We start from the raw sequence: 24,480 nt of genomic DNA, 5'->3' as shown, positions 1-24,480 counted from the left end.
TTTTTTATTCGCTAGATAATAAGCGTTAAAAAATATATAATGCCGCGAATTTTTGATGTTAATTACCATTAAAAATAGTGTTAAATTAAATAAAATTAAGGTGTTAATTATAATGAAAGAATATAAGGTAGTTGTTTTTCAAGAAGGAGCATTGTCTTCATTACTTTTAGGCTCAGCTAATGCTAATGAAGTTAAATTTTCAGAATTTTTAAACAAAAATGCTCAAGATGGTTGGCGCGTAGTAACGATGGAAAAAGATATGCGCCGCTTGTTCTTGTTTTGGAAAAGAGAAGCCTATTTAATTGTAATGGAACGGGAACGTAGTTAAATAAAAGTCTGAATATCATTACCTATTTTTTTAATGAATTCATTCAAAGCATGAATATTTTAGATTAATAATTTCGTCTTTTTTAAGGTAATGGCATTTTTACTCATACGTGCCTGATAAAAAGTGAAATACATTAGCGATTGTTAAAATTGGGAATCAATATATCTATTCATTGTATTGTATTCCCACTAAATCAGATAAACTCAATCAATCTTTTTTAAATAAAGCAATATTATTTAACAACAGGCAATTTCAAGTAACTACCATATTTTTATAAAAAAGCAAAAGGACGCGTTAAGATTTACGCTGTAATTTTTGTTCTGCTAGAGCCAAAAAAACAATACCAATAATGATAGATAACCCGCCAAGCATACGCGTCAAGGTAATTTGCTCATCAAAAGCAATAACCGAAACCAACATCACGGTGACCACCTGTAGATGAGACGCGGCAAAAGCGGGGCCTACTGGTGCGTTTTTTAATAATACCATCCAAGTGACAAATGCGCCTGTATAACCAAGCATGACTAAATAGGCCCAGCCATGAGAGAAAACACGAATTAACCAATCGACACTCACTTCAAGTGGCATTGCCGATAATGCCGTTAATTTAAAGCTTGTTTGACCAAACGTATCAAAAAATAGTAGCAAAATAAATCCAATAATATAAAATTTTTTCATTATGTAAGCCCGACTAAAACGACACCAGTGGTAATAAAAAATATTCCAATGATACGGAATAATGTAAGATGTTCTTGAAATAAAATGCGCCCAGCCAACATAACCGTAATAATATTAAATGATCCTAATAAAATACCCTGTGACAAAGGGACTTCACTTAAAAAAGCTAGCCAAAAAATAAAACCAATAAAGTATGCGGCAAAACCTAGCCAAAGCCAAAAATTACCAAATAATTTTTGCCAATAATGCAAACCTTGCTGATTTTTTGAGGTGATTGCTGCATACTTAAATGCAATTTGTCCAATTGTATCGCAGACAATATTTATTAACCAAAGTATAGCAATTAAGATTGACACTGCTGACAAAATCCATGTATTTCAAGCACGCTATGTTTGATTAAAAAATCACTTTGCTGTGCTAATTGTTTAAGTTGATGTTCAATATCTTGTGAATGTTTTTCAATGATCTGTTGACATTTATCACAAATAAATAAAATTGAAATATGCTGTGGATCTTGAAAGTGTGGGCAAATAATATAGCTATTAGAAGATTCAACTTTATGAATGAAACCTTGCTCTAGTAAAAATTCAAGCGCACGATAAATTGTGGGTGGTTTAGCCTGAGGTTCACTGACTTTGAGTAGATCTAAAAGATCATAGGCACTCATCGCTTTATTTGCCGTTAACATAATATCTAAAACTGTTCGACGTTGCGTTGTCAGTTTAATACCCCGCTTTTTGCATAAAGTTTCAATCTTTTCAAGGAGCAGATTATGCATTCGGTTTCCTTTGCCTTTCGTCATTATTTTTTTGTGCTGCTTTTCTTCGTCTTATTTCTTTAGGGTCATTGATTAAAGGTCGATATATTTCAATGCGGTCACCATTTTTAACCAATTCATTGAGATCACAACGTTTGCCATAGATGCCAATTAAATGTTCATCTAGTTTAATCTGACACAACGATAAGATATTGGATTTTGTAATTGCTTGCAAGACATTCGTTTGATCATCGACATCGCAATTAATTATCGTTGGGTTATTTGGTAACGCATAAACAACTTGAATATTTATCATTTATAAATCTGCCTTGCTCGTTTTGAAAACGCATTGACCATACTTGTCATCACTTCTTTAAACACTGGAGAAAAAGCAATATCTAATAACTTATTTTTAAACTCAAAGTCTAAGCTAAAACTAATTTTACTTTTGTTTTCACCGAGTGAACTAAATTGCCATCTTCCCGATAGGTGTTTAAATGGTCCTTCAAACAATTTTATCTCAATAGAATGTGGTTGATTAATCTGATTTACTGTAGTGAAAGATTTTTTAAAGCCTAACTTTTCAACTTCAATAAACGCTGTGTACGTATTATCTTGTTTGCTAATAATACCAGTTGCGATACAATCAGGAACAAATTCAGGGTATCGAGCAATATCATTCACTAAGCAAAACATTTGCTCTACAGAATAAGGCTCGATAACTTCGTGAAAAACGTGTGCCATAATAATAAAATAAAAAGTTAAAATTAGTGGCATATCATATCATGTAACTTTATAATAACGCACATTATGACTAAGAAAAAATCACATAAGCCAGGTTCGGCAACCATTGCATTAAATAAACGCGCACGCCATGAGTACTTTATTGAAGAGGAAATTGAGGCGGGATTATCCCTACAAGGTTGGGAAGTGAAATCTCTACGCGCAGGAAAAGCCAACATTAGTGACAGTTATGTTTTACTTAAAGATGGTGAAGCATGGCTCTTTGGTGCAACTATCACACCACTTAATGTCGCGTCAACACATGTTGTGTGCGAACCAATGCGCACACGTAAATTATTGTTAAATGAACGAGAACTAAACTCATTATTCGGTCAAATTAATCGCCAAGGTTATACTGTTGTTGCGCTTTCACTTTATTGGAAGAACGCTTGGGCAAAAGTGAAAATTGGTGTTGCTAAGGGTAAGAAAGAATACGATAAACGTACTGATATTAAAGAGCGTCAATGGCAAGTCGATAAAGCGCGCATTATGAAAAACGCCAACCGATAATACATGGTTACTTGCAGAGTATCGTTTTAGCGGTGGCGTATAATTTGTGGCTTGATAAAAAATGCATTGTTTTTTAATTCTTTAAAGTTAAGTAAATCATTTATTACATTAACACAAGTATGAGCCATACTTTGAAAATCTTGAGCTATAGCATCAATCGGATAGTAAGAATAATTAAGATAAATATTATAATCATAAGAACACAAACAGATCTGTTGTGGTTTGGCGCCCACTTCCACTAAATAACTCAGTACTTCTTGTAGTAAATTACATGAAGGTGTAAAAATAGCTTTTGGCAGTCTTCCCAATTTTTTATGAAGATTTTTGAGTAATTCATATCCTTTATTGGGGCAATAGTTATCACTGACTAACCATTGCGGATTAATGGTTAAACCCACATTTTTAAGACCCTGTTTAAATCCCTTAAGCCTAGCTTCAATGGACGTTAACTGTGTGTCGCATCCAATAAAATAAAATTCATCGAATTGCCTTGCATACGGCTGAATTAGCTCAGCGACCGAGTTTAATGATTCACTAGTAATAAATGGCAATGGCGTATCTTTAAGGTAGCGATCGAAAAATAGCACAGGGATATTTTGATTAATACCAATATAAAACTCATCGCTATCTAATGAAGTAACAACAATCATTGCATCGACTTTTCGTTCAACTAAGTTTTGTGCCACTTTAATTTCTATGTCTTTATTATAATGACTACAAGTGATTAATAATTGTATGTTTTTTTGCCTAAAACAAGCTTCTAAATAGTGCAAAAATATGGAAAAAAAAGAATTGGACATATCTGGCACTATTACACCGATGGTATCAGTACTATTTGCTTTAACCAAATATTGACGAATATGAGCCTGTTCACTGTATCGCTCAGCAATGGATAATACACGTTGCCGTGTTTGTGGTGAAATACGATATTTTTTATCTCGTTTATTAAAAATATGGCTGACGGTCGTTGCCGACACGCCAGCTAAACGAGCAATATCATTGATTTTTAATTTATTACTCGCCATAGATATCACTATTTCCTTTTATATCAACGAGGAGTGCGCAGCTGTTTGTTAGGAAATATTGGATTACAGTTAACCGATGGATTTTGGTACCAATATGCAACACTGGCAATATCATCACAACGCTCATATAATCTTATATCATCATTACCAATTTGTTGAAAGGTAAGCTTGATATTTTTGTGAAATGCAATCGGATCAGGTAAATGCCAACGATATAAACCATGCATAGGCAATGCATCGTCACCAAAACCGTGTACTGGATTCGCATCTCCAGTTTGAAAAAAATCGCGCGTTGCATCACGCTTAGTCTGATAAGGGTAGCCCATAAATAGCGTTTGAAAACATTTAGCTGACGGACGTCCTTGGCTATCACGATTGTGAAACGCCCATGCCCCACCAAAATAGTCTTCAGAGCCTGTGGAGTGTTGAGTTGGATATTGACTATCATCATCCAGATAGAACTTAAATTCTCCTTCTCCCCACCAGTAACGTTCCAATGCTGTTAATGCTAAGTAAGTACCAACATAGTAGCCATGACCTTCGATATTATCTAATAATACATAATCTTCGGCATAATTGGTTACTCTTTGTCTGCGCCATTGAGCATGAAAATAAAGCGGTGCTTCAAATGGTTTTGGCATTAAGGCATAATTAATGGTGAAAAAGAAATGCTGTAAATCTGCTTCATGTTCATTTTGAATTTCAATCCTAGCTTTTCTATTAAATGGCATTCTAAAATAGCTATTAAATCCACCGGTTGGATTGACCACAATGGGCATGGAGTTAATATCACATCTTGCGCCAAAACCATTACAGAAAAAATCACCGATAGGGCTTTCGACTGATGGTACTAGTTCATCATCCCAATAAATGCGGATAACAACATCACGTAACACAAAACTACCGCGATGTGTTCTATCTGTTAAGGTAAACCACATATGACGAATTTCGGCAGGTCCTGTAATTTCAGCGATAGTGATTGTTTGACCTGCTGGTATTGATATGCAACCTTGCCCTTTACGACTTGGCCCTAAAGCGCTCGCTTTCATGCAAGATTGACCTTTTTCACCCGTCATATTTTCAGGTGAAATGGTTCTGGTTTGTTCAAAGTGAAATTGTGTGACTGAATTATATATGTTCATTGTGAATCCTTACTAACGTTTATTAAATGTAATTTTCTTTAACTATTTTTTAGTTGTATATTCTGTTTTTTATCACCGTTTAAGAAGAAAATAGCAAAAATCATAAATCCTAAAACAACTAATCCAAGATGATTAAATGTGGTTGCCGCACCAGCGGTATCGTAAAAATCACCAACCAGGGTGGAAAACAAAATAACACCGACAGAGCCAGCCACCTGATAACCGATTAAAAAGACAGTTGCGGAAAGACGGGCATTAAAATTAATATCAATATATTTAAATACCGAGACTAAAATGGTAGAAATTTCTAAGCAGTGCATAAGCTTAATGACAGAAATAATCGCAATACTATTAACATGTCCAGTAAGGAATATACGAGAAGCTGAAATAAACGCAGCAAAAATTAACGCGTTTTTTGCTCCCACACGATTTACAACAAATGGAACACAAAACATGACCGCCGCTTCTAAAAAAACTTGAAAAGAATTTAATATGCCATATAAGCGATAACCATCATTGATATAGTCAAACTGCTGAGTAAAATAAACAGGGAATAACTGTTGATCATAAATATTATAAAGACTATAAGTTCCAAGCACATAAATAACAAATATCCAGAATTTTTTCAGTGTAAAGACTGATATAATTTCATTAAAACTTAGCTTGTCTTTTTTTTGGAAGACAGCTTCTGATGATTGACTTAAATCGGGTTTAAAATTGAGATTAAGCAGCATAAAGCAGATACCTACACCCGATGCAGCCCAAAAATTTAGATGTGGATTAAGACTAATTAAAATACCGGCAATAAAGGTTCCTACTGCATAAGCGATGCAACCCCACGTGCGGCATTGGCCGAACTCGAAACCAAAAGCGCGGCTGATTTTTTCACAGTAAGAGTCAATTAACCCCATCCCTGCAACCCAACCAAAGCCTAAAAAGAAACTACCAAAGATGACACCAATGTAAAAACTATACTTTAGTAGCGGTTCATAAATATAAATTAATGCAGGCGCGGCTAATGTGATAATAATACTTTGAAACCAGATAAGATGTTTTTTCAACACTAATTTATCTTGATAAACACCATACACAATCATAATAATGAGCGAGACAAAGTAATTAAATGAATAAATAATACCAGTCTGTTTTGCTGTTAAGCCAATCTCCTTACTTAGCCATATGGCATAAAACGAAAAAACAAAACTACCTGCAGCGTAATACATAAAACTGTAACAGGAAGCGAACCAATAAGTAGGTTTGTTATAAAATGCACTTGTCATAATTTATCCTATAAAGAGTGAAGCACTGCAATTGAGTATGCAGAGCTAAAAATTTAGCTTTAAAAGGTTTATTGGATAAATGTGATCAATATCAAAATTATTTAATTAACATAGATAAGGAAAGCTATTGTGTATAATACATAGCTCTTAAATTGATAAGTTACTATAGAAAAGTTTGAAAAATTTATAGAAAGAAACAAAATATTGAAATTGGCTAAGCTTTAATATAACCGATAGGAAAATAATTTTACAATCTAATTGGCGTTATTTTGTACACTAAATAACGCCAATATATTATATTTTGATTCATTTCACGATAACACAACAAACTAACGTTGATCGTCAATAGTCACACCAGCTGGTGGTGTAAACTTGAACTTGTCTAATGATACTTTACCTAATTTTTGTCGAGACAAATCATAAAAACTGCGTTGTCCATCTTCTTCAATTATCGTAAAATTTGAGATCATCCCAGTTGGTAAAACCGAAATAATAAAGTCTTGATTAGAACCATCGGTGGCTTTTAGTGTAAACGAATTTTGCTTACGTGTAACGTTATAAGCATTCCATATTGAATTATGACTATCAGTAATAAGTAACATTAAACGATTATCAACTGCTTTTTTTAAATCCATTACAGTTACTTGTTCAACAGCGGGCGTATAAACCCACATATTTTTTCCATCGGAAATAATTGATGTTACATCTGGCTCGTTCATGGTCCAATTGAAATAATAAGGCCTACTCACCCATAAATCACCTTTACCCTGTTGAACGGGTTGATTATCGATTGTTTTTACATCTTGCGAAAACTGTGCATAAAACCCATCAATTTTATCTAGACGCTGTTGTAAAACTTCTTTATCGCCTGCCCAAGCTGTCCATGCACTAAACAATAATCCTACCAATAATAAAAATTTCTTCATGATAAATCCTTATGTCTGCCTATTTCTTAGCTAATAACTGTATTCTAATAAGCTAAATGTTGGTGAAAAATATTACCGTGTTTCGTTTGATGGGGAAAACTATTTTCTTTTTCACTTATTGATTAACGAGTATATAATACATTTCATATTGCAAAAACTAAATATAGTGTACCATGCCGAGTATGTCTTTTGAATTTACCACTGATGAGTTTAAGCCTTTAGCGGCAAGAATGCGTCCTCGCACCTTGTCAGAATATATAGGGCAAACCCATTTATTAGGGAAAGGAAAACCATTGCCTAGAGCCATTGAAGCCGGTAATTTGCACTCAATGATTCTTTGGGGACCACCTGGCACCGGCAAAACAACATTAGCTGAAATTATTGCTCATCATGCCAATGCAAAAGTTGAACGAGTGTCTGCCGTTACATCTGGTATAAAAGACATTCGTGAAGCAATTGAGCGCGCTAAAATTAATCAACAAGCCGGCATTCGCACTATTTTATTTGTTGACGAAGTTCATCGCTTTAACAAAAGCCAACAAGATGCTTTTTTACCCTATGTTGAAAACGGTACCGTAACATTTATTGGCGCTACGACCGAAAACCCATCATTTGAACTCAATTCCGCCTTACTATCGCGCGCACGAGTTTATCTGCTAAAATCATTAACCAACTACGAGATTGAACAAATTTTACAACAGGCAATGGATGATCCCGACCGTGGTTACGGTAACCGAGATATTCTTTTGCCCGAAGAAACCAAAAAACAGATTGCTGAATTTGTAGGAGGGGATGCAAGGCGCGCACTTAATACACTTGAATTATTGGTTGATATGTCTGATGGTCATGCGCTTACACCAGAATTACTCAAAGAGGTAATGGGGGAACGCAGCGCTAGGTTTGATAATCAAGGAGACCGTTTTTACGATTTAATTTCAGCAGTCCACAAATCGATTCGGGGTTCAGCACCCGATGCCGCACTTTATTGGTATGCAAGGATTATTTCAGCTGGTGGTGATCCGCTCTATGTTGCACGTCGATTATTAGCGATAGCCTCAGAAGATGTTGGCAATGCTGACCCAAGAGCCATGCAAGTAGCGCTTGCTGCATGGGACTGCTTTACGCGCGTAGGTCCTGCCGAAGGTGAACGCGCAATTGCACAAGCGATTGTCTATTTGGCCTGTGCACCAAAAAGTAATGCCGTTTATCTTGCGTTTAAGCAAGCAATGAGTGATGCCCAATCTAAATCAGATTACGATGTACCCGAACATTTACGTAATGCACCAACTAACTTAATGAAAAATTTAGGGTATGGAGCGGAATATCGTTATGCTCATAATGAGCCTAATGCTTTTGCTGCTGGAGAAAATTACTTTCCACCAGAAATGGCCAATACAAAATACTACCACCCTACAACACGTGGTGCTGAAAAGAATTATGCTGATAAGTTAGCATGGATAGATGAACAAAACAGCATTAGCTCAGTTCAGCGTTACAAATCTAAAAAAAATAGCTAATTTTGTGGTGTGTTTGGGTTTATCTCCTTTCATCTATTGCACCACCTTTTCTTGAATATTTAATATCTCTAATACATGTATTGATAAATATTTGTAAAAATTTTCAAAAGATCTTAACTAATTATTTAATAGAAAATAACTATTATTTTTGCAATAATCAATTCATATATACTGTTTAGGTTAATTTTTTCATTTTATCAAACGCAAATTTTAAATAAAAATTTAAGGTGATATGTAATGAATAATTTTAAGTAGAAACAAAATAATATTAAGTAGAAAAGAGTAGTATGAGTAAAATTATAACCCAAAAAAATTTAAATAGAATTGTAACTGGGCTAAGCCCATTCATTTTTAGTACAATGAGTTACGCAAACCTAACAGCCAAAACCACTAAAGAAATTCAAGGAACAGCGCCATTATTATCACCGATTATTGAGCAACATATAGAAGAATTATCGTTATTTGGACTTAACGTTGGTGGCAAAAATTATTATGGCAACGAGATCGCTCAAATTCCCATATCACCGGCTTATCCGTTTAAAAATCAAATTAAAATAGCGCCAATTCAACAACCTAATACAGAACAATATTTAGATATTGACGGTGATGAATTAGGGTATCTTGTTACACAAACATCACCGAAAATGGTTTGGTATTATACAAATGATAAAAATCAATTGGTGGAATTTATACCGAAAAACTTCGATACCTTTTGTTCTTTAGCAAAAGAAGGAAAATTTGGTCCATATAAGATAAAAATATCAAGTGATTTAATTTTAACTTCTAAGTATGGTATTCCGTTTACTAATCAATACCCAAATGAGAGAGTTACCAAACAACCATCGATGACTTATACAATAATTTCTGATTCAGGAATCTGTTACGCAAGACCAGAGCTAGAGCCTGTAGAGGCAACGGCAAGTAAAGCAAATCAATGGGTTGAAAACAAAGGGTTTTTAGTTCAATCTACAGTTGACCCAAGTAAAAATTTTCCAACAACGGCTTTTTATGGTGCTAAATTTGACCTTTTATTAGCTAGACCTGGGCTTGCTAAGAATTATGATTGGACTCTCGTGAAAGGGAGTGAACTTGTCACTATTTCTAATAATTCCGATGTAGTCACTGTCAAATTTAATACTCGTCAAGCAATGGACACAGGTATTGCTTGGCGAAATGTTATCAAGTCTGAAAATGGATATACTGTTATCATTCAAGGAAAAAATAAAAACACAGGCAATATTATTCAATACTCATTCGCCATTACTAAATGGTTTACTGATTGGGATAAAAAAATGATTGGTTTACCTCAAGCTAGCAAAGGAAGTATAGAAGATATTATTGCAGGATGCAGATCATTAGATGGTCATTATCGTATAGGTTATGCAAATGAAGTAAGTAATGCAGTACTTGGTAAACAAGATTCTGTAATTTTCACTCGAGAGATAGGCACATTATTAGGTGAATGGGGATATACTTCTCAAGAGGCTTACCCGAATTCTTGGGCGGCAAAAATTACTGGTAAAAAGCAGCAAAATCGTACTTATCAACGAGTCTGGGTATATGATACAGTTATGCAAAGCTATTGCGACTTACATCCTTATAACGCTAAGTATCATTGCCGGACAGAAAAAGAGGGTAAAAATGCTGTCTGTATTGCTATTAAATAAATACTATTAATTTAATATTCTAGAACATTTACTCGATAGTATATAGCGCTTTGTCGACATATGATATTAATCGGCGTCGTTATAAATAGTGTCATCTTGTAGAGGATACTTCAGCAAAAAAGTTATGTTACTTTGTGACTGAGTAGTATAATATTGATTTCAAGTATAAAAGAACATCGCCAAAAAATGAACAATTCTTATTGTTCTAAGTATAAAAAGAATTTTCTAAAATTAAGAGGCATCTTAATCATTTTTGGATTTCCTAATGATTAAAAAGTGTTAATTAAAAAAATTAACACTTTTTATCTTAATATTAATTCCCAACAAAAAAAGTTTTAACCGATCAAATTAAGTGTCATTGATATATATGATTAATTGTCCATATGGAAATTGATCAAATTAAATGATTTGTTTATATCAAATAAAGCGCCTATGCTAGACAAACTTCTATCTAAATTCTAAATCAAAAATCTTGATTAAAGTCACAATGATTGTTTTTAAATAAAGATAATAAATAATGGAATAATAATGAATATAGCTAAAAAATATGTTAAAACAATCACATGTACAATATCCTTATTGCACTTTACAACAAGTTATGCCGTTTTATCAACACAAACCTCCAATATGATTGAAGGAACTAAACCCAAATTATCTATCACTGTTGAAAAACATATTGATGACTTAAATCTTTTTGGCTTAGCTATTGATGAAAAAAATTATTATGGCGATGAAGTGAGCCGTGCTCCATTTTCTACTGCTTATCCGTTTAAAAACCATATTAAAATAGCCACTTTAAAACAACCTAATGATGAGCAATACGTTGATCTTGAGGGTGATGAGTTAGATTCGCTTGGCACAAAACAAAAAGCAGAAATGATTTGGTATTATACAAATTCATCAAACCAATTAGTCGAATTTATGCCAGCAGATAATGAAACTTTTTGCTCATTAGCACAAAAAGGGCAATTAGGGCCTTATAAAATAAAAATATCTGCTGATTTAATATTATTATCAAAATATGGCATTCCCAATTCTAACGAATATCCCAATGAAAATATCGTCACGCACCCATCTAAAATTTATACTGTATTACAAGACTCAGGCATTTGTTATGCAAAACCTGAGCTTACGCCGACACAAGCAAAAACAAGTGCAAAAGATCAATGGAACAAAAACTATGGATTCTTAACTCAATCTAATGTTAATACCAATGAAAACTTCCCAACAACGGCTTTTTATGGGGCTCGGTTTGATCTTTTATTAGCTAAAAAAGGGTTTGCTCAACATTATATTTGGAAAGTTGTACAGGGTAATGAACTTGTCACTATTTCTAGCAATGCCGATATCGTTACTGTGATGTTTAATACCGCACAAGCAATGAATGCCGGCACAGCTTGGCAGCTTGTTATGGGTTCAAATAATGGATATACAGTTATTATTCAAGGAAAAAATAAAATTACAGGCAGTATTATTCAATACCCATTCACCATTACTAAATGGTTTAGTGGTTGGGATAAAAGCTTACTTGGTCAACCCAGAGCCAATAGAGGTAATGCAGAAGAAATCGTTTTAGGTTGCAAAAAACTTGATGGGCATTATCGTATAAGTTATGCCGATGAAGTAAGTAATGCGCCAATGGGTAACTCAGCAAGATACACTCGGGAAATAGGTACATTATTAGGTGAATGGGGCGATCCAAATCAAACTGCTTATCCAAATTCTTGGGCAGCGGCTACTAACCAAAATAATACTTATAAACGTCTTTGGTTATATGATACCACAAAAAAAGAATATTGTGATTTACACACTTACAATGCTATATATCACTGTCGAAATGATAATGAACAAAAAAACGGTGTCTGTACTGCTATTAAGTAAAACTTTTAGTTAAGCTTCTCCAAAGTATCTACATTAATAATGTGTAGATATTTATCTTCATAATTCTATTAATATTTTTTTACTTATTGGTTTTTATTGATTCATGAGCAATGCCGCCTTGTTTGCACAAAGTTTAGATACTTCGGTAATAAATAACCGTAAAACGCTTATTATCGTCTAAGCCAAACAAATCAAATCGTTAACCAGCAACAAGGAACGTTATAAAACCAGCAGATTAACGTCAAAAAAACTTGAATATAAAATACTAAAACAGGTATGCCATTCACTCAGCTGTTCACTTTTTAGGTTATATTTTTGTAAAAAATATTCAGGAGTCTATACCGTTTCGTGATCCATTGAGAATTACAGTCTCTATTTATTAAAACGTTGGATAAGCATTAGTTAGGATTCAAAGGATAAAAATAAAAGTTTAAGCAATTTATTCTCTTTTATAATAGGGTTAACCGCATTGCACAATTATGGTAAAAACGCCTTATGAGTTTTTAGAGGGGTATTGTTAAGCAACTCAATATTTTCCTACAAATAATCCTTGATTTTAGTTAATAAATTAACATCCCTGATTAATAAACACACTATATATAGTAATAAATTAATTAATAGGTACTATATATTGTATATTTTGATAATTATCAATTATTATAGCTAACAATAAATTTTACAATTTGAGTCGATAGGAAGAATGAATAAATCAATATTAGTAACAAAACGAGATGGAAAAAAAGAGCCAATCAACCTTGATAAAATTCACCGTGTTATTGCGTGGGCCGCTGAGGGCTTAGAAAATGTTTCCGTTTCTCAAGTTGAATTGCGTTCACATATTCAATTTTATGACGGTATTCGCACATCGGATATTCATGAAACAATAATCCGTGCGGCTGCCGACCTTATTTCACAAGAAGCCCCTGATTATCAATATTTAGCAGCGCGTTTGGCCATTTTTCATTTACGTAAAAAAGCATATAACCAATTTACGCCTCCATCACTATACGAACATGTTAAAAAATTGGTCGACAGTGAACGTTACGATAAACATTTACTTGAAGATTATACCCAAGAAGAGTTTGATCAAATGGACAAAATGATCGACCATTGGCGAGATATGTCGTTTTCATATGCTGCGGTCAAACAACTTGAAGGGAAGTATTTAGTACAAAATCGTGTTACTGGCGAGATTTATGAAAGCGCACAGTTTTTATATGTTTTAGTCGCAGCTTGTTTATTTGCTAACTATCCTAAAGAAACACGCCTTAACTATATTAAACGTTTTTATGATGCTGTTTCTACCTTTAAAATTTCATTGCCAACTCCTATTATGGCCGGTGTTCGTACGCCTACTCGCCAATTTAGTTCTTGTGTATTAATTGAGTGTGATGATAGCTTAGATTCAATCAATGCAACAGCAAGTGCGATTGTAAAATATGTATCGCAACGCGCCGGAATTGGCATCAATGCGGGGAAAATTCGTGCTTTAGGCAGCTCAATTCGTGATGGTGAAGCTTTCCATACTGGCTGTATTCCATTTTATAAATACTTCCAAACAGCTGTTAAATCTTGTTCGCAAGGTGGTGTTCGAGGTGGCGCTGCAACCGTTTTTTATCCTCTTTGGCATTTAGAAGTCGAAAGTTTATTAGTTTTACGCAACAACCGTGGGGTTGAAGAAAACCGTGTTCGTCATCTCGATTATGGGGTACAAATCAACAAATTAATGTATCAACGGTTAATCAAAAACGAAAATATTACCCTATTTAGCCCATCAGATGTACCCGGACTTTATGAGGCTTTTTTTGCTGATCAAGATAAATTTGAAACGCTTTATCAGCAATATGAGCAAGATGTTAATATTCGCAAACGCGTGGTTAAAGCGGTTGAACTTTTTGCATTATTAATGCAAGAACGCGCATCAACGGGGCGTATTTATATCCAAAATGTCGATCACTGTAACACCCACAGTCCATTTAATGCTCAATTGGCGCCTGTTCATCAATCTAATTTATGCATGGAAATTGCGCTACCTACCAAGCCACTTAATAATGTCAATGATGAAAACGGGGAAATTGCACTTTGTACGTTGTCGGCCTTTAACCTTGGCAAAATCGAATCATTAGATGATTTTGAAGAGCTTGCTGACTTAACTGTACGTGCACTTGATTCACTACTCAATTACCAAAATTATCCAGTTCCTGCAGCTCGAAACTCTTCAATCAATCGTCGCACATTAGGCGTTGGCGTCATTAACTATGCTTATTATTTAGCAAAAAATGGCGTTAAATATTCTGATGGTAGTGCTAACAATTTAACGCATCGTACTTTTGAAGCCATGCAATATTACTTGTTAAAAGCCTCTAATAATCTTGCTAAAGAAAAGGGTGCATGCCCACTATTTAACGAAACAACTTATGCTCAAGGCATTTTACCAATCGATACTTACAAAAAAGATTTAGATACTATTACAAAAGAGCCTTTACATTATGATTGGGAATCATTACGAGAATCTATCAAAGCGTATGGGCTGCGTAATTCAACTTTATCGGCATTAATGCCATCAGAAACATCTTCACAAATATCCAATGCAACAAACGGCATAGAACCACCACGAGGGTTTATTAGTGTTAAAGCTTCGAAAGATGGTATCTTAAAGCAAGTTGTGCCAGATTATAATCGGCTAAAAAATTTCTATGAGCTACTTTGGCAAATTCCTAATAATACGGGGTATTTGCACTTAGTGGGAATTATGCAAAAATTTATTGACCAATCAATTTCGGCTAATACCAATTATGATCCGACTAAATTCCCAAATGATAAAGTTCCAATGAAACAATTATTGGCTGATTTATTAACTGCTTATAAGTTTGGCGTAAAAACACTTTATTATCACAATACCCGCGATGGTGCTGAAGATATTCAGGGTGATATAGCACTGACTAAAAACGATGATGGTTGCGAAGGTGGCGCTTGTAAGATTTAGCCATTGTGAAAACGAAATAATAGCTACACGCTAAAACTCAGTTTATATGGGGGCAACAAACCATTTCCCCCATTTAATTTAACTTTTACACTGTCGGAAGGTAGCGGTAAAAACAACGATAAATTAGTAGGAGTTCTTTTATGAGTATGAATTACAGTACTTTCTCGCATGTGCATAATGATCAACTCAAAGAGCCGATGTTTCTTGGACAATCGGTAAATGTTGCTCGTTATGATCAGCAAAAATATGAGATGTTTGAAAAATTAATTGAAAAACAGCTGTCCTTTTTCTGGCGACCAGAAGAAGTCGATATATCACAAGATCGTATTGATTACTCACACCTTCCTGAACACGAAAAACATATTTTTATTAGTAATTTAAAATATCAAACATTACTCGATTCAATTCAAGGACGTAGTCCCAATGTTGCATTACTACCCTTGATATCAATTCCGGAACTCGAAACCTGGGTAGAAACTTGGTCGTTTTCCGAAACCATTCACTCACGTTCTTATACTCATATCATTCGTAATATTGTTAATGACCCATCAGTCGTTTTTGATGATATTGTAACCAATAAAGAAATTCAAAAACGTGCTGGCGACATTGCAGGTTACTACGATGACCTTATTAGCTATGCAAGTTACTATAATTTATTTGGCGAAGGTAAGCACGACATCAATAATCGCACTGTTTCCATTAATTTACGTGAACTCAAAAAGAAACTTTATCTATGCTTAATGAGTGTCAATGCGCTTGAGGCCATTCGCTTTTATGTCAGTTTTGCCTGCTCATTTGCCTTTGCTGAACGAGAACTAATGGAAGGTAACGCAAAAATTATTAAACTAATTGCGCGCGATGAAGCACTACATTTAACCGGTACACAGTTTATGATAAACACACTTCGTAGTGGTGAAGACGATCCTGAAATGGCCGATATTGCCAAAGAGTGTGAACAAGATTGTTATGATCTATTTTTACAAGCCGCCAATCAAGAAAAAGAGTGGGCTGAATATCTGTTTGAAGGCGGTTCAATGATTGGTTTAAATAAAGATATATTATGCCAATATGTCGAGTATATTACTAATATTCGTATGCAAGCAGTCGGGCTAAAATTACCCTTTGAAGTCAAGTCCAATCCAATTCCTTGGATCAATAACTGGTTAGTGTCAGATAATGTTCAAGTTGCCCCGCAAGAAGCCGAAATGAGCTCTTATTTAGTTGGGCAAATTGATTCTGAAATAAATGAAGATGATTTAAGTGATTTTACATTATAATTTTATACTCAAACGTATACTTTCCTGAAACTTTTTAACAAAAGGAACAAATCATTGTTCCTTTTTTAATAAAGGATCAAAATGATGTCTAAGTGATAAGCAATAGTTGCTTGATAGCAAAACTGAATGACGCCAAGATATTTATTATCTTTATTCCCACCATGAGTATAAAACACGACAAAGAAAATGACGCTACGCGTTTTAGTGCCTTATATTTCATTAGTGTCATGCTATTGAAGCGAGCTTTCTGAAGATCACAGCATAAAGGCATGTCAGTTATTGTGCTCAGTGTTGCAACAATCATCCGAATAATCCAGCTTGATAATAGCTAATACAACAACTTAAGCCAACAATAACCTCACTGATGCAATATTAACAGATTAAATTATTTAAAGTTAATCTGCCCATAGTTTATCTGCCTTGGTCAGTACCGCACATTGAAGCTTGCAAAATTTGCATCGTAAACGTTTTTTTTAAATAAAATCCTCTAGGGCGGGTTAAAATAATTTGCCCATTTTCACCAATTGCTTCGGTTAAAGATTGCCCATTGGCTGCTTTAGGTCTAATTTGTAAATAAGTGCCATATCGAGCCGTAATTTTTTCAACATGCCCTAGCGCTATCATATCCATTAACTCTTCCCAGTCCTGTTTTAGCTGTTGTTCTTGTTCTTGGGTTGGTGTCCATAAAATAGGTTTCCCCACTTTTCGATGTGAAAGTGGAATTGTTCTTTCTCCCTCTATTGGGATCCAAAGTACTTTGGCAAGCTTGTATTTAACATGGCTTGTTTCCCAAATAACACCATGATTAGCCATTAATGGCGTGACACTGACAAAGGTGGTTTCTAATGGTTTACCGTGCTTATCAACCGGAATCGTTTTTAGCTCTATACCAAGATTAGCAAAATCTTGCTCAGCTTTACTACCTGCATTTGCACCTAAAAACATTTCAATAAGGTTACCTACCCAACCTTTTTGTTTGTTTAAGTTAGCGGGTATAGTGATGTTTAAGTATTGTGCTATTTCACCAAAAGAGTATCCAGCAACTAACTGTGCACGATTTAATAGCTCTTGCTCACTTTTCGGAATAGATAATATCATTACTGAGGAATTTAAATAGACTTATCAATAAATCAAACAGCCAAAAAAGCTTGGCTGCGAATAGCAAAATTTATATCAATTAACTGAATTTTTCAACCCAAGTAGCATAAGTATTAATAAATAATGATAAAAATTCTTTGCTTTTTTCGGTAATATTGCCTTGTTCATCAAAGGCAGTACTTACACCGCCAAAATAAGCTTCTGGTTGTTGTAATGTTGGCATATCTAAAAAGACTAAAGATTGTCGTAATTGATGATTTGCTCCAAATCCACCAATCGCACCAGGCGAAACCGAAATAATTGCAGCCGGTTTTTTTGACCAAATACTTTTACCATAAGGGCGAGAGCCCACATCTATTGCATTTTTGATAACCGCTGGCAAGCCACGATTATATTCAGGCGTTACAAAAATAGCACCTTGACATTCTGCTACTTCTTGACGGAAACGAGTATAAGAGGCAGGCGGGGTATCAGTATCAATATCTTCATTATATAAAGGTAAATCGCCAATTTGGATAATTTGTAACGAAAGTGATGGTGGTGCAATTTTCTGAAAAACTTTTGCCACTTTTAAGTTATAAGAGTCTTTACGTAAACTCCCTACTAATACAGCAATTTTTTTACTCATCTTAAATCTCCACGTAGTTTTAATAAGAGGCATTGAATATGCCTCTTATTATTGTCATTAATAATTATTTATTAATGTCCTGATGAGTCGACTTTTCGGCCGGCTTCAAATAAGAACCATGCACGCTGCTCAGTTTGATCTATCCACTCTTCGATTAAGCTTGCAGTAGCAGTATCATTATATTTATCACAGATATCATGGGCTACACGCATGCGTTCTGTTAGTCTCACGTTATCTTGGCAAAGTTCGGCAAGCATATCTGATGGTTCAACAAAATCAGCATTATTATCAGAAATACTTTGTAATTTAGCGATATGGCCAATTGAACGTAGTGTTGTACCACCTAATTTACGGACACGTTCAGCAATTGGATCGGTCATTGCAAATAACTCATCACCATGATCATCTAACATTAAGTGGTAATCACGGAAATGAGGGCCACTCACATGCCAGTGGAAGTTTTTGGTTTTTAAATATAAAGCAAATACATCTGCTAAAACAGAATTCATTGCTCCAGAAATATCTTTTGATGCCTGTTGACCTAAATCAGTTGGAAACAAAATCGCTGCTTGTTGTAGTTTTTTAGCAGAAGTCGTACTTTTAGCCATGATATATTCTCCTTTAAATTGAATAATAAATACCCGTATTGACAAAATTACGCCAACTTAATGTTAATGTCCAATAAAAAAAGTTAATTTTTTACTATCATTGCTATTTCAGTAACCTATGATTCTTTTTTTCATTTCTTTTTATTTATTAATCTTTTTGAAATATTTTCTTTCAAAATAAAAGAAAATATTTCAGATTGTGATCTAGTTAAAAGTTTTTGCATTTCTTAGTTGATATTATCTGCTCGAAATTTAACGAAAATAGGAGGAAATATGATTGATGCTATTTCATTTGGAGCTGAATGGTTTATTGGTTTATTCCAAGAAGGAGGTAAAGTATTTGTTGGTATGGTAACGGGAATTTTACCATTATTAATTTCACTGCTTGTTGTAATGAATGCGGTAATTAAATTTATTGGGCAAGAGCGTATCGAGCGTTTAGCTCAAGCATGCGCCGGCAATCCTATCTCTCGATATCTTTTATTGCCATTAATAGGCACTTTTGTTTTTTGTAATCCAATGACATTAAGCTTAGGTCGTTTTATGCCAGAGTTTTATAAGCCAAGCTACTACGCTGCATCTTCTTATAGTTGCCATTCAATGAATGGATTATTCCCACATGTTAATCCAGGTGAACTATTTGTTTATTTAGGGATTGCAGCTGGTTTAACTAAATTAGGTCTGCCACTCGGCCCTCTTGCTGTGAGCTATTTTCTTGTTGGTTTAGTGACAAACTTTTTTAGAGGTTGGATTACTGACTTTTGTACCGCCATTTTTGAAAGAAAAATGGGGATTAAATTAGAAAGAAAAGTTCATTTATAAATAATCATAAGGAATATCAAAATGATTAAATTTATTCGAATTGAAAAAGGTGAAGCAGGTTGGGGCGGTCCATTAGAGCTTCCTGTGATTGAAGGTAAAAAGATTGTTTATATCGCTGCAGGAACAAAACCTGCTATCGTTGACATATTAGTCGAGTTAACAGGGTGGGAGGCAATTGATGGCTTTAAAGAAGGTGAACCACCTAAAGATGAAATTGGTGTGGCTGTGATTGACTGTGGTGGCACGTTACGTTGTGGTATCTATCCTAAAAATCGTGTTCCAACTATCAATATTCACGCAACGGGTAAATCAGGTCCACTTGCTCAATATATCGTTGAGGATATCTATGTTTCAGCGGTAAAACCCCACAATATTAAGTTGATAGAAAAAGAAGGTGATTTAGTAAGCGAAAATCCATCAGTAGTCAAAGAACTGCAAACCAATAATAAATCGTCTGAATTTAAAGATTATGACAGCAGTAAAAAAATTACTGAACAAAGTGACGGATTACTAGCAAAAATTGGTATTGGTATGGGATCTGGGGTTGCCGTTTTTTTCCAAGCTGGCCGTGACACTATTGATACGGTACTTAAAACAATACTTCCTTTTATGGCGTTTGTATCTGCAATTATTGGAATTATTATTGCATCAGGCTTGGGTAACTTTATTGCTCATGGTTTAGTTCCGCTAGCAAATAACCCAATTGGACTTATCATTTTAGCCTTAATCTGCTCTTTCCCATTACTTTCACCATTTTTAGGGCCAGGTGCGGTTATTGCGCAAGTAATTGGAACGCTAGTTGGGGTGCAAATTGGTCTTGGTAATATTCCTCCCCATTTAGCATTGCCAGCATTGTTTGCAATTAATGCGCAAGCCGCATGTGACTTTATTCCTGTTGGTTTATCGCTTGCTGAAGCGAAACAAGACACAGTACGTGTCGGTGTTCCCTCCGTGCTTGTTGGTCGCTTTTTAACTGGTGCGCCAACGGTATTAATTGCTTGGGCTGTTTCACTATTTATATATCAGTAACCATTTCAAATTGTTAAGAGGGGTAAATGATGTCAAAGACTATCTATCAATCACAAATTAATTCTATTGGAGAGTTTGCCCAAGAAGCTTTAGCCGATGGCATGTTAATCCTATTTAAGGATGGTGCGCCATCAGACTTAGCAGATTACTGTTTTGTTCATAGCCATGATGATTTTCAGCTAGAACTACAAGTAGGACAAGCACTTCAATTAGGTAATCAAAGTTATCTCATCACTTCGGTTGGTGAAGTTGCTAATGCTAATTTTCGTGAATTAGGGCACATCACATTAAAGTTTGATGGTAACTGTGAGGCAGAGCTACCTGGAACTGTTCACCTAGAGGGGCAATGCCCAACTCAGCTTTCAGTTGGTGATGAAATTAAAATTTTAAATCGATGAGGAATATAAAAATGAAACAAGTTGCAGTCATTATTGGTGGGGGACAAACCCTAGGAGAATTCTTATGTAATGGTATTGCTGATGCGGGCTATCATGTTGTTGTTGCTGATTTGAATATGGACAATGCCAATAAAGTCGCCGACGCAATTAATCAAAAGCATGGTGAGGGGACGGCAAAAGGATTTGGTGTTGATGCTACAAATGAAGAAAGTGTGCTGCAATTAGCGCAAGATGTTGATAATGTGTTTAAACGTGTTGATTTAATGGTGTATAGCGCAGGCGTTGCAAAAGCAGCACCTATTACCCATTTTGCATTGAATGATTTTCAGTTATCTGTTAATGTTAACCTCACTGGTTATTTTTTATGTGCACGTGAATTTGCCAAATTAATGATCAAATACAATACGCAAGGTCGAATTATTCAAATTAATTCAAAATCAGGGAAAGTGGGCAGTAAACATAATTCAGGATACAGTGCCGCCAAATTTGGTGGGGTCGGGTTAACACAATCTTTAGCTTTAGATCTTGCCGATCATGGTATTACCGTTAACTCATTGATGCTGGGTAATTTGCTTAAATCACCCATGTTCCAATCATTATTACCTCAATATGCAAAGAAACTGGGTATCCCAGAAAGTCAAGTTGAACAAGTCTATATTGATAAAGTACCACTCAAGCGTGGTTGCGATTACCAAGATGTACTTAATGTATTGCTATTTTATGCAAGTGATAAAGCTTCTTATTGTACTGGGCAATCAATCAACATTACTGGTGGACAAGTGATGTTCTAGATAACACATAGGATGCGAAAATTTTGTAAAAAATTTTCGCACTTTTAATCTTATTAAACTTAACATGGAGTGCCTATATGAATATGACCACCTCTTTAATTGTTATCGCACTTATTGCTTGGTGTATTCAAATCATATTTAGTTGGCATCAGATTCGTCGTTTTAATCAAGCTTTTTTAGCGATGAAAAAAGGGGCTTATTTAGGGGTTGGCCGTAGCCAAACAAAGCGATTTAGACCAAGAGTATTAATTGCTATTTCATTAGATGAACACCAAATTGTTATCGATTCAGTATTAATGAAAGGCATCACTGTGTTTGCTTTACCAAAACCCATTGCTCAATTACATGGTTTATCTATCGCTGATATTATTCCTGCAAATATTTTCCCAAATGATCCTGTTAGTCAAAGTGCATTGACTGTAGCGTTAACCACAAATAAAAAATAATTAACTTTTATTTTGAAAAATATTCCCTTTTATTGTGAAATAATATATTTTAAAGTGATTTTACGTATGATGCGCGCCGATAATGGTAATGGGATTTAATTGTGAAAGTGAAGCAACGACAAACAGCGATTCTGGAATATCTACAAAAAAATGGGCAAATCAGCGTAGAAGAGTTGGCCGAGCATTTTAAAACAACAGGGACAACCATTCGTAAAGATCTCACCCAACTGCATGAAAGTGGTTTAGTTTTGCGTACATACGGCGGAGCAATGCTAAATCGAGAGGTTGGCGATAGAGCCATAGATCATAAAACTTATATTAACACGGCACAAAAAAAAGCCATAGCAGAAGAAGCCGCTAAACTAATTCATGAGGGCGACTCAATTATTTTTGATGCAGGAAGCACGGTTGCGCAAATGATCCCCATGTTAGCAAGGTTTAATAATTTAACGATTATGACCAATAGTTTGCATATGGTCAATGAGCTGGTTGCTAATGATAATGATCAAACGATTATTTTAACGGGAGGAACGTTTCGTCGAAAATCGGCCTCCTTCCATAGTAATAACGCTTTAGCCATCGCGGCATTTGAATCTTATACTTTCGATAAGCTATTTATGGGCGCTGATGGGGTGGATTTGATCGGTGGCGTGACAACTTTTAACGAAAGTTATCATGGCAGTGTAGCTATGAGCAAAGCTGCTGCTAAGTTAATTTTATTAGTTGACTCCTCAAAATTTGGTCGCCGTAGCCCCAATGTTGTTTGTGATTTAAGTGCTGTCGATACGATCATTACTGATGATAATTTAGATAATAAATATTATGATGCACTGACCCAAAAAGGCATTAAAGTTATTAAAGTAAAGACCAACGAAACATAAATAAAGTCGATTTTTTCATAGAAATTTAACTATTTTTGAGGTTGGTTAAGAATTTAATCTGCATAATAATTATATTTTTATCTTTAGGAAAGCACTATGTTGTTTACACTTTATCATTAAATAATCCACTTAAAACTCATAAGATGTTTTTACTTAAATTGCTTAACTTTTTGTTTTATTTAATTTTTTAAAATTCGGATATTTGCTGATTATGCTATACCGCCATTAAAGTGCGTTTCATATTTTCTGCAATCCTGTTTATTTAAGCAAAAATAGGTTTCGTAAATTTTGGCTTATGCGATAGTTATCACATTTAACTTTCATCTTAATAAATCTTAACAAAACGTGTTTTTTTGCTTTCAAGCAATGTTAATTTTTGTTTATAATTTACTTTGCTCCTTTCGTGATGTAGTGCCCTTTGTATATTTCAGGTGTTTATAGCATGATTTTTACAGGACTATTCATAAAAAAGGTGGGTAAACTATCAAAATTTATCTGGCAAATTAATTTGATTACATAAAAATAAATTAAGCTGAATAAGGCTTATATATGGAAATGGGTAATAGTAATGATGGAACGAAAAGTCACATCTTTTGAACAATTAACAAAACGAACATCAACAGCATTATTGGGCTTAATGGTCTCAACAAAAGCTATTGCGCTATCGGCAACGACCACTAACATTATACAGGGGAGTGCACCTTATTTAAGTATGGATGGTGGTGTAACCAAGGCAATGAGTGACGAAGGTTTGCTCGGTATAAAATTCCCAGATGGCAGCTTGTATATTGCTCCGGGTGCAAATACTGATTTATATCCTAATGCAAAGATAGATAATTCAAGCTTTAACACTCCCATAACATTACCCAGCGAAGCCAAAACCTTTGCTGATATTCAAACATTAGTGCCATTAGTGGGTAATAGTCATTATCCTCGAATTGAACTGAATAATTTAATTGCTGAACCCTATAATTATTGGGGAGATACCGATGGTGATGGAAATGCCAGCGCGACAGGTAGCT

Annotated in this window: 26 protein-coding genes; 14 read left to right on the top strand and 12 right to left on the bottom strand. The window is 34.8% G+C overall.

What is annotated here, in order from left to right:
• Positions 1–112: 112 nt before the first annotated feature.
• A complete protein-coding gene (locus ACYIAM_RS00985; RefSeq protein WP_174797040.1) occupies positions 113–328 on the top strand; it encodes a DUF4177 domain-containing protein in 216 nt (71 codons plus the stop codon).
• A gap of 294 nt (positions 329–622) precedes the next feature.
• Here the strand turns inward: ACYIAM_RS00985 and ACYIAM_RS00980 are convergent, their stop codons facing one another.
• Genes ACYIAM_RS00980 through ACYIAM_RS00960 form a run of 5 tightly spaced genes read right to left on the bottom strand, consistent with a single transcriptional unit; the run spans position 623 to position 2,540 of the window.
• Positions 623–1,006, bottom strand: a complete 384-nt coding sequence (locus tag ACYIAM_RS00980; protein ID WP_174797041.1) for a DMT family transporter — start codon at positions 1,004–1,006, stop codon at positions 623–625.
• Positions 1,006–1,362, bottom strand: a complete 357-nt coding sequence (locus ACYIAM_RS00975; RefSeq protein ID WP_160430259.1) for an EamA family transporter — start codon at positions 1,360–1,362, stop codon at positions 1,006–1,008. Before ACYIAM_RS00975 ends, ACYIAM_RS00980 begins: the two co-directional genes overlap by 1 nt.
• Positions 1,350–1,784, bottom strand: coding sequence for a zinc uptake transcriptional repressor Zur (gene zur / locus ACYIAM_RS00970; protein WP_160430258.1), 435 nt, complete (start codon positions 1,782–1,784; stop codon positions 1,350–1,352). The genes ACYIAM_RS00975 and zur overlap by 13 nt, the downstream gene beginning before the upstream one ends.
• Complete coding sequence (locus ACYIAM_RS00965; RefSeq protein WP_160430257.1) at positions 1,777–2,079, bottom strand: RnfH family protein; 303 nt, start codon at positions 2,077–2,079, stop codon at positions 1,777–1,779. The genes zur and ACYIAM_RS00965 overlap by 8 nt, the downstream gene beginning before the upstream one ends.
• Positions 2,076–2,540 (bottom strand): type II toxin-antitoxin system RatA family toxin, encoded by a 465-nt coding sequence (locus ACYIAM_RS00960; protein WP_483746927.1) that lies wholly within the window; start codon positions 2,538–2,540, stop codon positions 2,076–2,078. The genes ACYIAM_RS00965 and ACYIAM_RS00960 overlap by 4 nt, the downstream gene beginning before the upstream one ends.
• Before the next feature lie 33 nt (positions 2,541–2,573).
• Between ACYIAM_RS00960 and smpB the strand changes: the two genes are divergently transcribed.
• On the top strand, positions 2,574–3,056 hold the full coding sequence (gene smpB, locus ACYIAM_RS00955) for an SsrA-binding protein SmpB (protein ID WP_065581660.1): 483 nt from the start codon (positions 2,574–2,576) through the stop codon (positions 3,054–3,056).
• Positions 3,057–3,082: 26 nt separating this feature from the next.
• Here smpB and ACYIAM_RS00950 read toward each other — a convergent pair whose 3' ends face one another.
• The 4 genes from ACYIAM_RS00950 to lolA all read right to left on the bottom strand — a co-directional run bounded on the left by ACYIAM_RS00950 (position 3,083) and on the right by lolA (position 7,429).
• Positions 3,083–4,081 carry a LacI family DNA-binding transcriptional regulator gene (locus ACYIAM_RS00950; protein WP_174797044.1) on the bottom strand — a complete coding sequence of 333 codons (999 nt, stop codon included), beginning with the start codon at positions 4,079–4,081 and terminating at the stop codon, positions 3,083–3,085.
• A 23-nt stretch (positions 4,082–4,104) separates the two neighbouring features.
• Positions 4,105–5,223, bottom strand: coding sequence for a glycoside hydrolase family 172 protein (locus ACYIAM_RS00945; protein ID WP_483746926.1), 1,119 nt, complete (start codon positions 5,221–5,223; stop codon positions 4,105–4,107).
• A 38-nt stretch (positions 5,224–5,261) separates the two neighbouring features.
• On the bottom strand, positions 5,262–6,503 hold the full coding sequence (locus tag ACYIAM_RS00940; protein ID WP_483746925.1) for an oligosaccharide MFS transporter: 1,242 nt from the start codon (positions 6,501–6,503) through the stop codon (positions 5,262–5,264).
• 329 nt (positions 6,504–6,832) lie between these two features.
• Positions 6,833–7,429, bottom strand: a complete 597-nt coding sequence (gene lolA, locus ACYIAM_RS00935) for an outer membrane lipoprotein periplasmic chaperone LolA (protein WP_483746924.1) — start codon at positions 7,427–7,429, stop codon at positions 6,833–6,835.
• Between the two features lie 173 nt (positions 7,430–7,602).
• Here lolA and ACYIAM_RS00930 point away from each other — a divergent pair, with 173 nt between their 5' ends.
• The 5 genes from ACYIAM_RS00930 to nrdB all read left to right on the top strand — a co-directional run bounded on the left by ACYIAM_RS00930 (position 7,603) and on the right by nrdB (position 16,757).
• A complete protein-coding gene (locus tag ACYIAM_RS00930; protein ID WP_160430248.1) occupies positions 7,603–8,946 on the top strand; it encodes a replication-associated recombination protein A in 1,344 nt (447 codons plus the stop codon).
• Positions 8,947–9,233: 287 nt separating this feature from the next.
• Complete coding sequence (locus ACYIAM_RS00925; protein WP_483746923.1) at positions 9,234–10,613, top strand: hypothetical protein; 1,380 nt, start codon at positions 9,234–9,236, stop codon at positions 10,611–10,613.
• A 528-nt stretch (positions 10,614–11,141) separates the two neighbouring features.
• Positions 11,142–12,494 (top strand): hypothetical protein, encoded by a 1,353-nt coding sequence (locus ACYIAM_RS00920; RefSeq protein WP_483746922.1) that lies wholly within the window; start codon positions 11,142–11,144, stop codon positions 12,492–12,494.
• A 700-nt stretch (positions 12,495–13,194) separates the two neighbouring features.
• The gene (nrdA, locus tag ACYIAM_RS00915) at positions 13,195–15,480 is read left to right on the top strand and encodes a class 1a ribonucleoside-diphosphate reductase subunit alpha (RefSeq protein WP_483746921.1); all 2,286 of its coding nucleotides are present in this window, start codon (positions 13,195–13,197) and stop codon (positions 15,478–15,480) included.
• Between the two features lie 146 nt (positions 15,481–15,626).
• Positions 15,627–16,757: a class Ia ribonucleoside-diphosphate reductase subunit beta gene (nrdB, locus tag ACYIAM_RS00910; protein WP_160430392.1), complete on the top strand. Its 1,131-nt coding sequence runs from the start codon at positions 15,627–15,629 to the stop codon at positions 16,755–16,757.
• Positions 16,758–17,168: 411 nt separating this feature from the next.
• On the opposite strand, the gene mutH is transcribed toward nrdB, so the two are convergent.
• The 3 genes from mutH to ACYIAM_RS00895 all read right to left on the bottom strand — a co-directional run bounded on the left by mutH (position 17,169) and on the right by ACYIAM_RS00895 (position 19,091).
• A complete protein-coding gene (mutH, locus tag ACYIAM_RS00905; protein WP_483746920.1) occupies positions 17,169–17,855 on the bottom strand; it encodes a DNA mismatch repair endonuclease MutH in 687 nt (228 codons plus the stop codon).
• Positions 17,856–17,934: 79 nt separating this feature from the next.
• Positions 17,935–18,483, bottom strand: a complete 549-nt coding sequence (locus tag ACYIAM_RS00900) for an NADPH-dependent FMN reductase (RefSeq protein ID WP_483746919.1) — start codon at positions 18,481–18,483, stop codon at positions 17,935–17,937.
• Positions 18,484–18,554: 71 nt separating this feature from the next.
• A complete protein-coding gene (locus ACYIAM_RS00895) occupies positions 18,555–19,091 on the bottom strand; it encodes a Dps family protein (RefSeq protein ID WP_160430242.1) in 537 nt (178 codons plus the stop codon).
• 273 nt (positions 19,092–19,364) lie between these two features.
• Between ACYIAM_RS00895 and srlA the strand changes: the two genes are divergently transcribed.
• The 7 genes from srlA to ACYIAM_RS00860 form a co-directional block, all read left to right on the top strand.
• On the top strand, positions 19,365–19,913 hold the full coding sequence (gene srlA / locus ACYIAM_RS00890; RefSeq protein ID WP_085247674.1) for a PTS glucitol/sorbitol transporter subunit IIC: 549 nt from the start codon (positions 19,365–19,367) through the stop codon (positions 19,911–19,913).
• Positions 19,914–19,934: 21 nt separating this feature from the next.
• Entirely contained in the window at positions 19,935–20,942 is a 1,008-nt protein-coding gene (gene srlE, locus ACYIAM_RS00885; RefSeq protein WP_160430240.1) for a PTS glucitol/sorbitol transporter subunit IIB, read from the top strand.
• Positions 20,943–20,971: 29 nt separating this feature from the next.
• A complete protein-coding gene (locus tag ACYIAM_RS00880; protein WP_160430239.1) occupies positions 20,972–21,340 on the top strand; it encodes a PTS glucitol/sorbitol transporter subunit IIA in 369 nt (122 codons plus the stop codon).
• An 11-nt stretch (positions 21,341–21,351) separates the two neighbouring features.
• Entirely contained in the window at positions 21,352–22,131 is a 780-nt protein-coding gene (srlD, locus tag ACYIAM_RS00875) for a sorbitol-6-phosphate dehydrogenase (protein ID WP_160430238.1), read from the top strand.
• A gap of 77 nt (positions 22,132–22,208) precedes the next feature.
• On the top strand, positions 22,209–22,577 hold the full coding sequence (locus ACYIAM_RS00870) for a transcriptional regulator GutM (protein ID WP_483746918.1): 369 nt from the start codon (positions 22,209–22,211) through the stop codon (positions 22,575–22,577).
• Between the two features lie 101 nt (positions 22,578–22,678).
• The gene (srlR, locus tag ACYIAM_RS00865) at positions 22,679–23,458 is read left to right on the top strand and encodes a glucitol operon DNA-binding transcriptional repressor SrlR (protein ID WP_065638531.1); all 780 of its coding nucleotides are present in this window, start codon (positions 22,679–22,681) and stop codon (positions 23,456–23,458) included.
• A gap of 568 nt (positions 23,459–24,026) precedes the next feature.
• Positions 24,027–24,480 (top strand): hypothetical protein (locus tag ACYIAM_RS00860; protein WP_483746917.1); only part of this gene is annotated, 454 nt, incomplete at its 3' end.

This window comes from Gilliamella sp. X-60, from assembly GCF_057063585.1.
The sequence above is the reverse complement of the archived record's forward strand: the minus strand, read 5'-3'. Positions and strand labels throughout refer to the sequence as shown.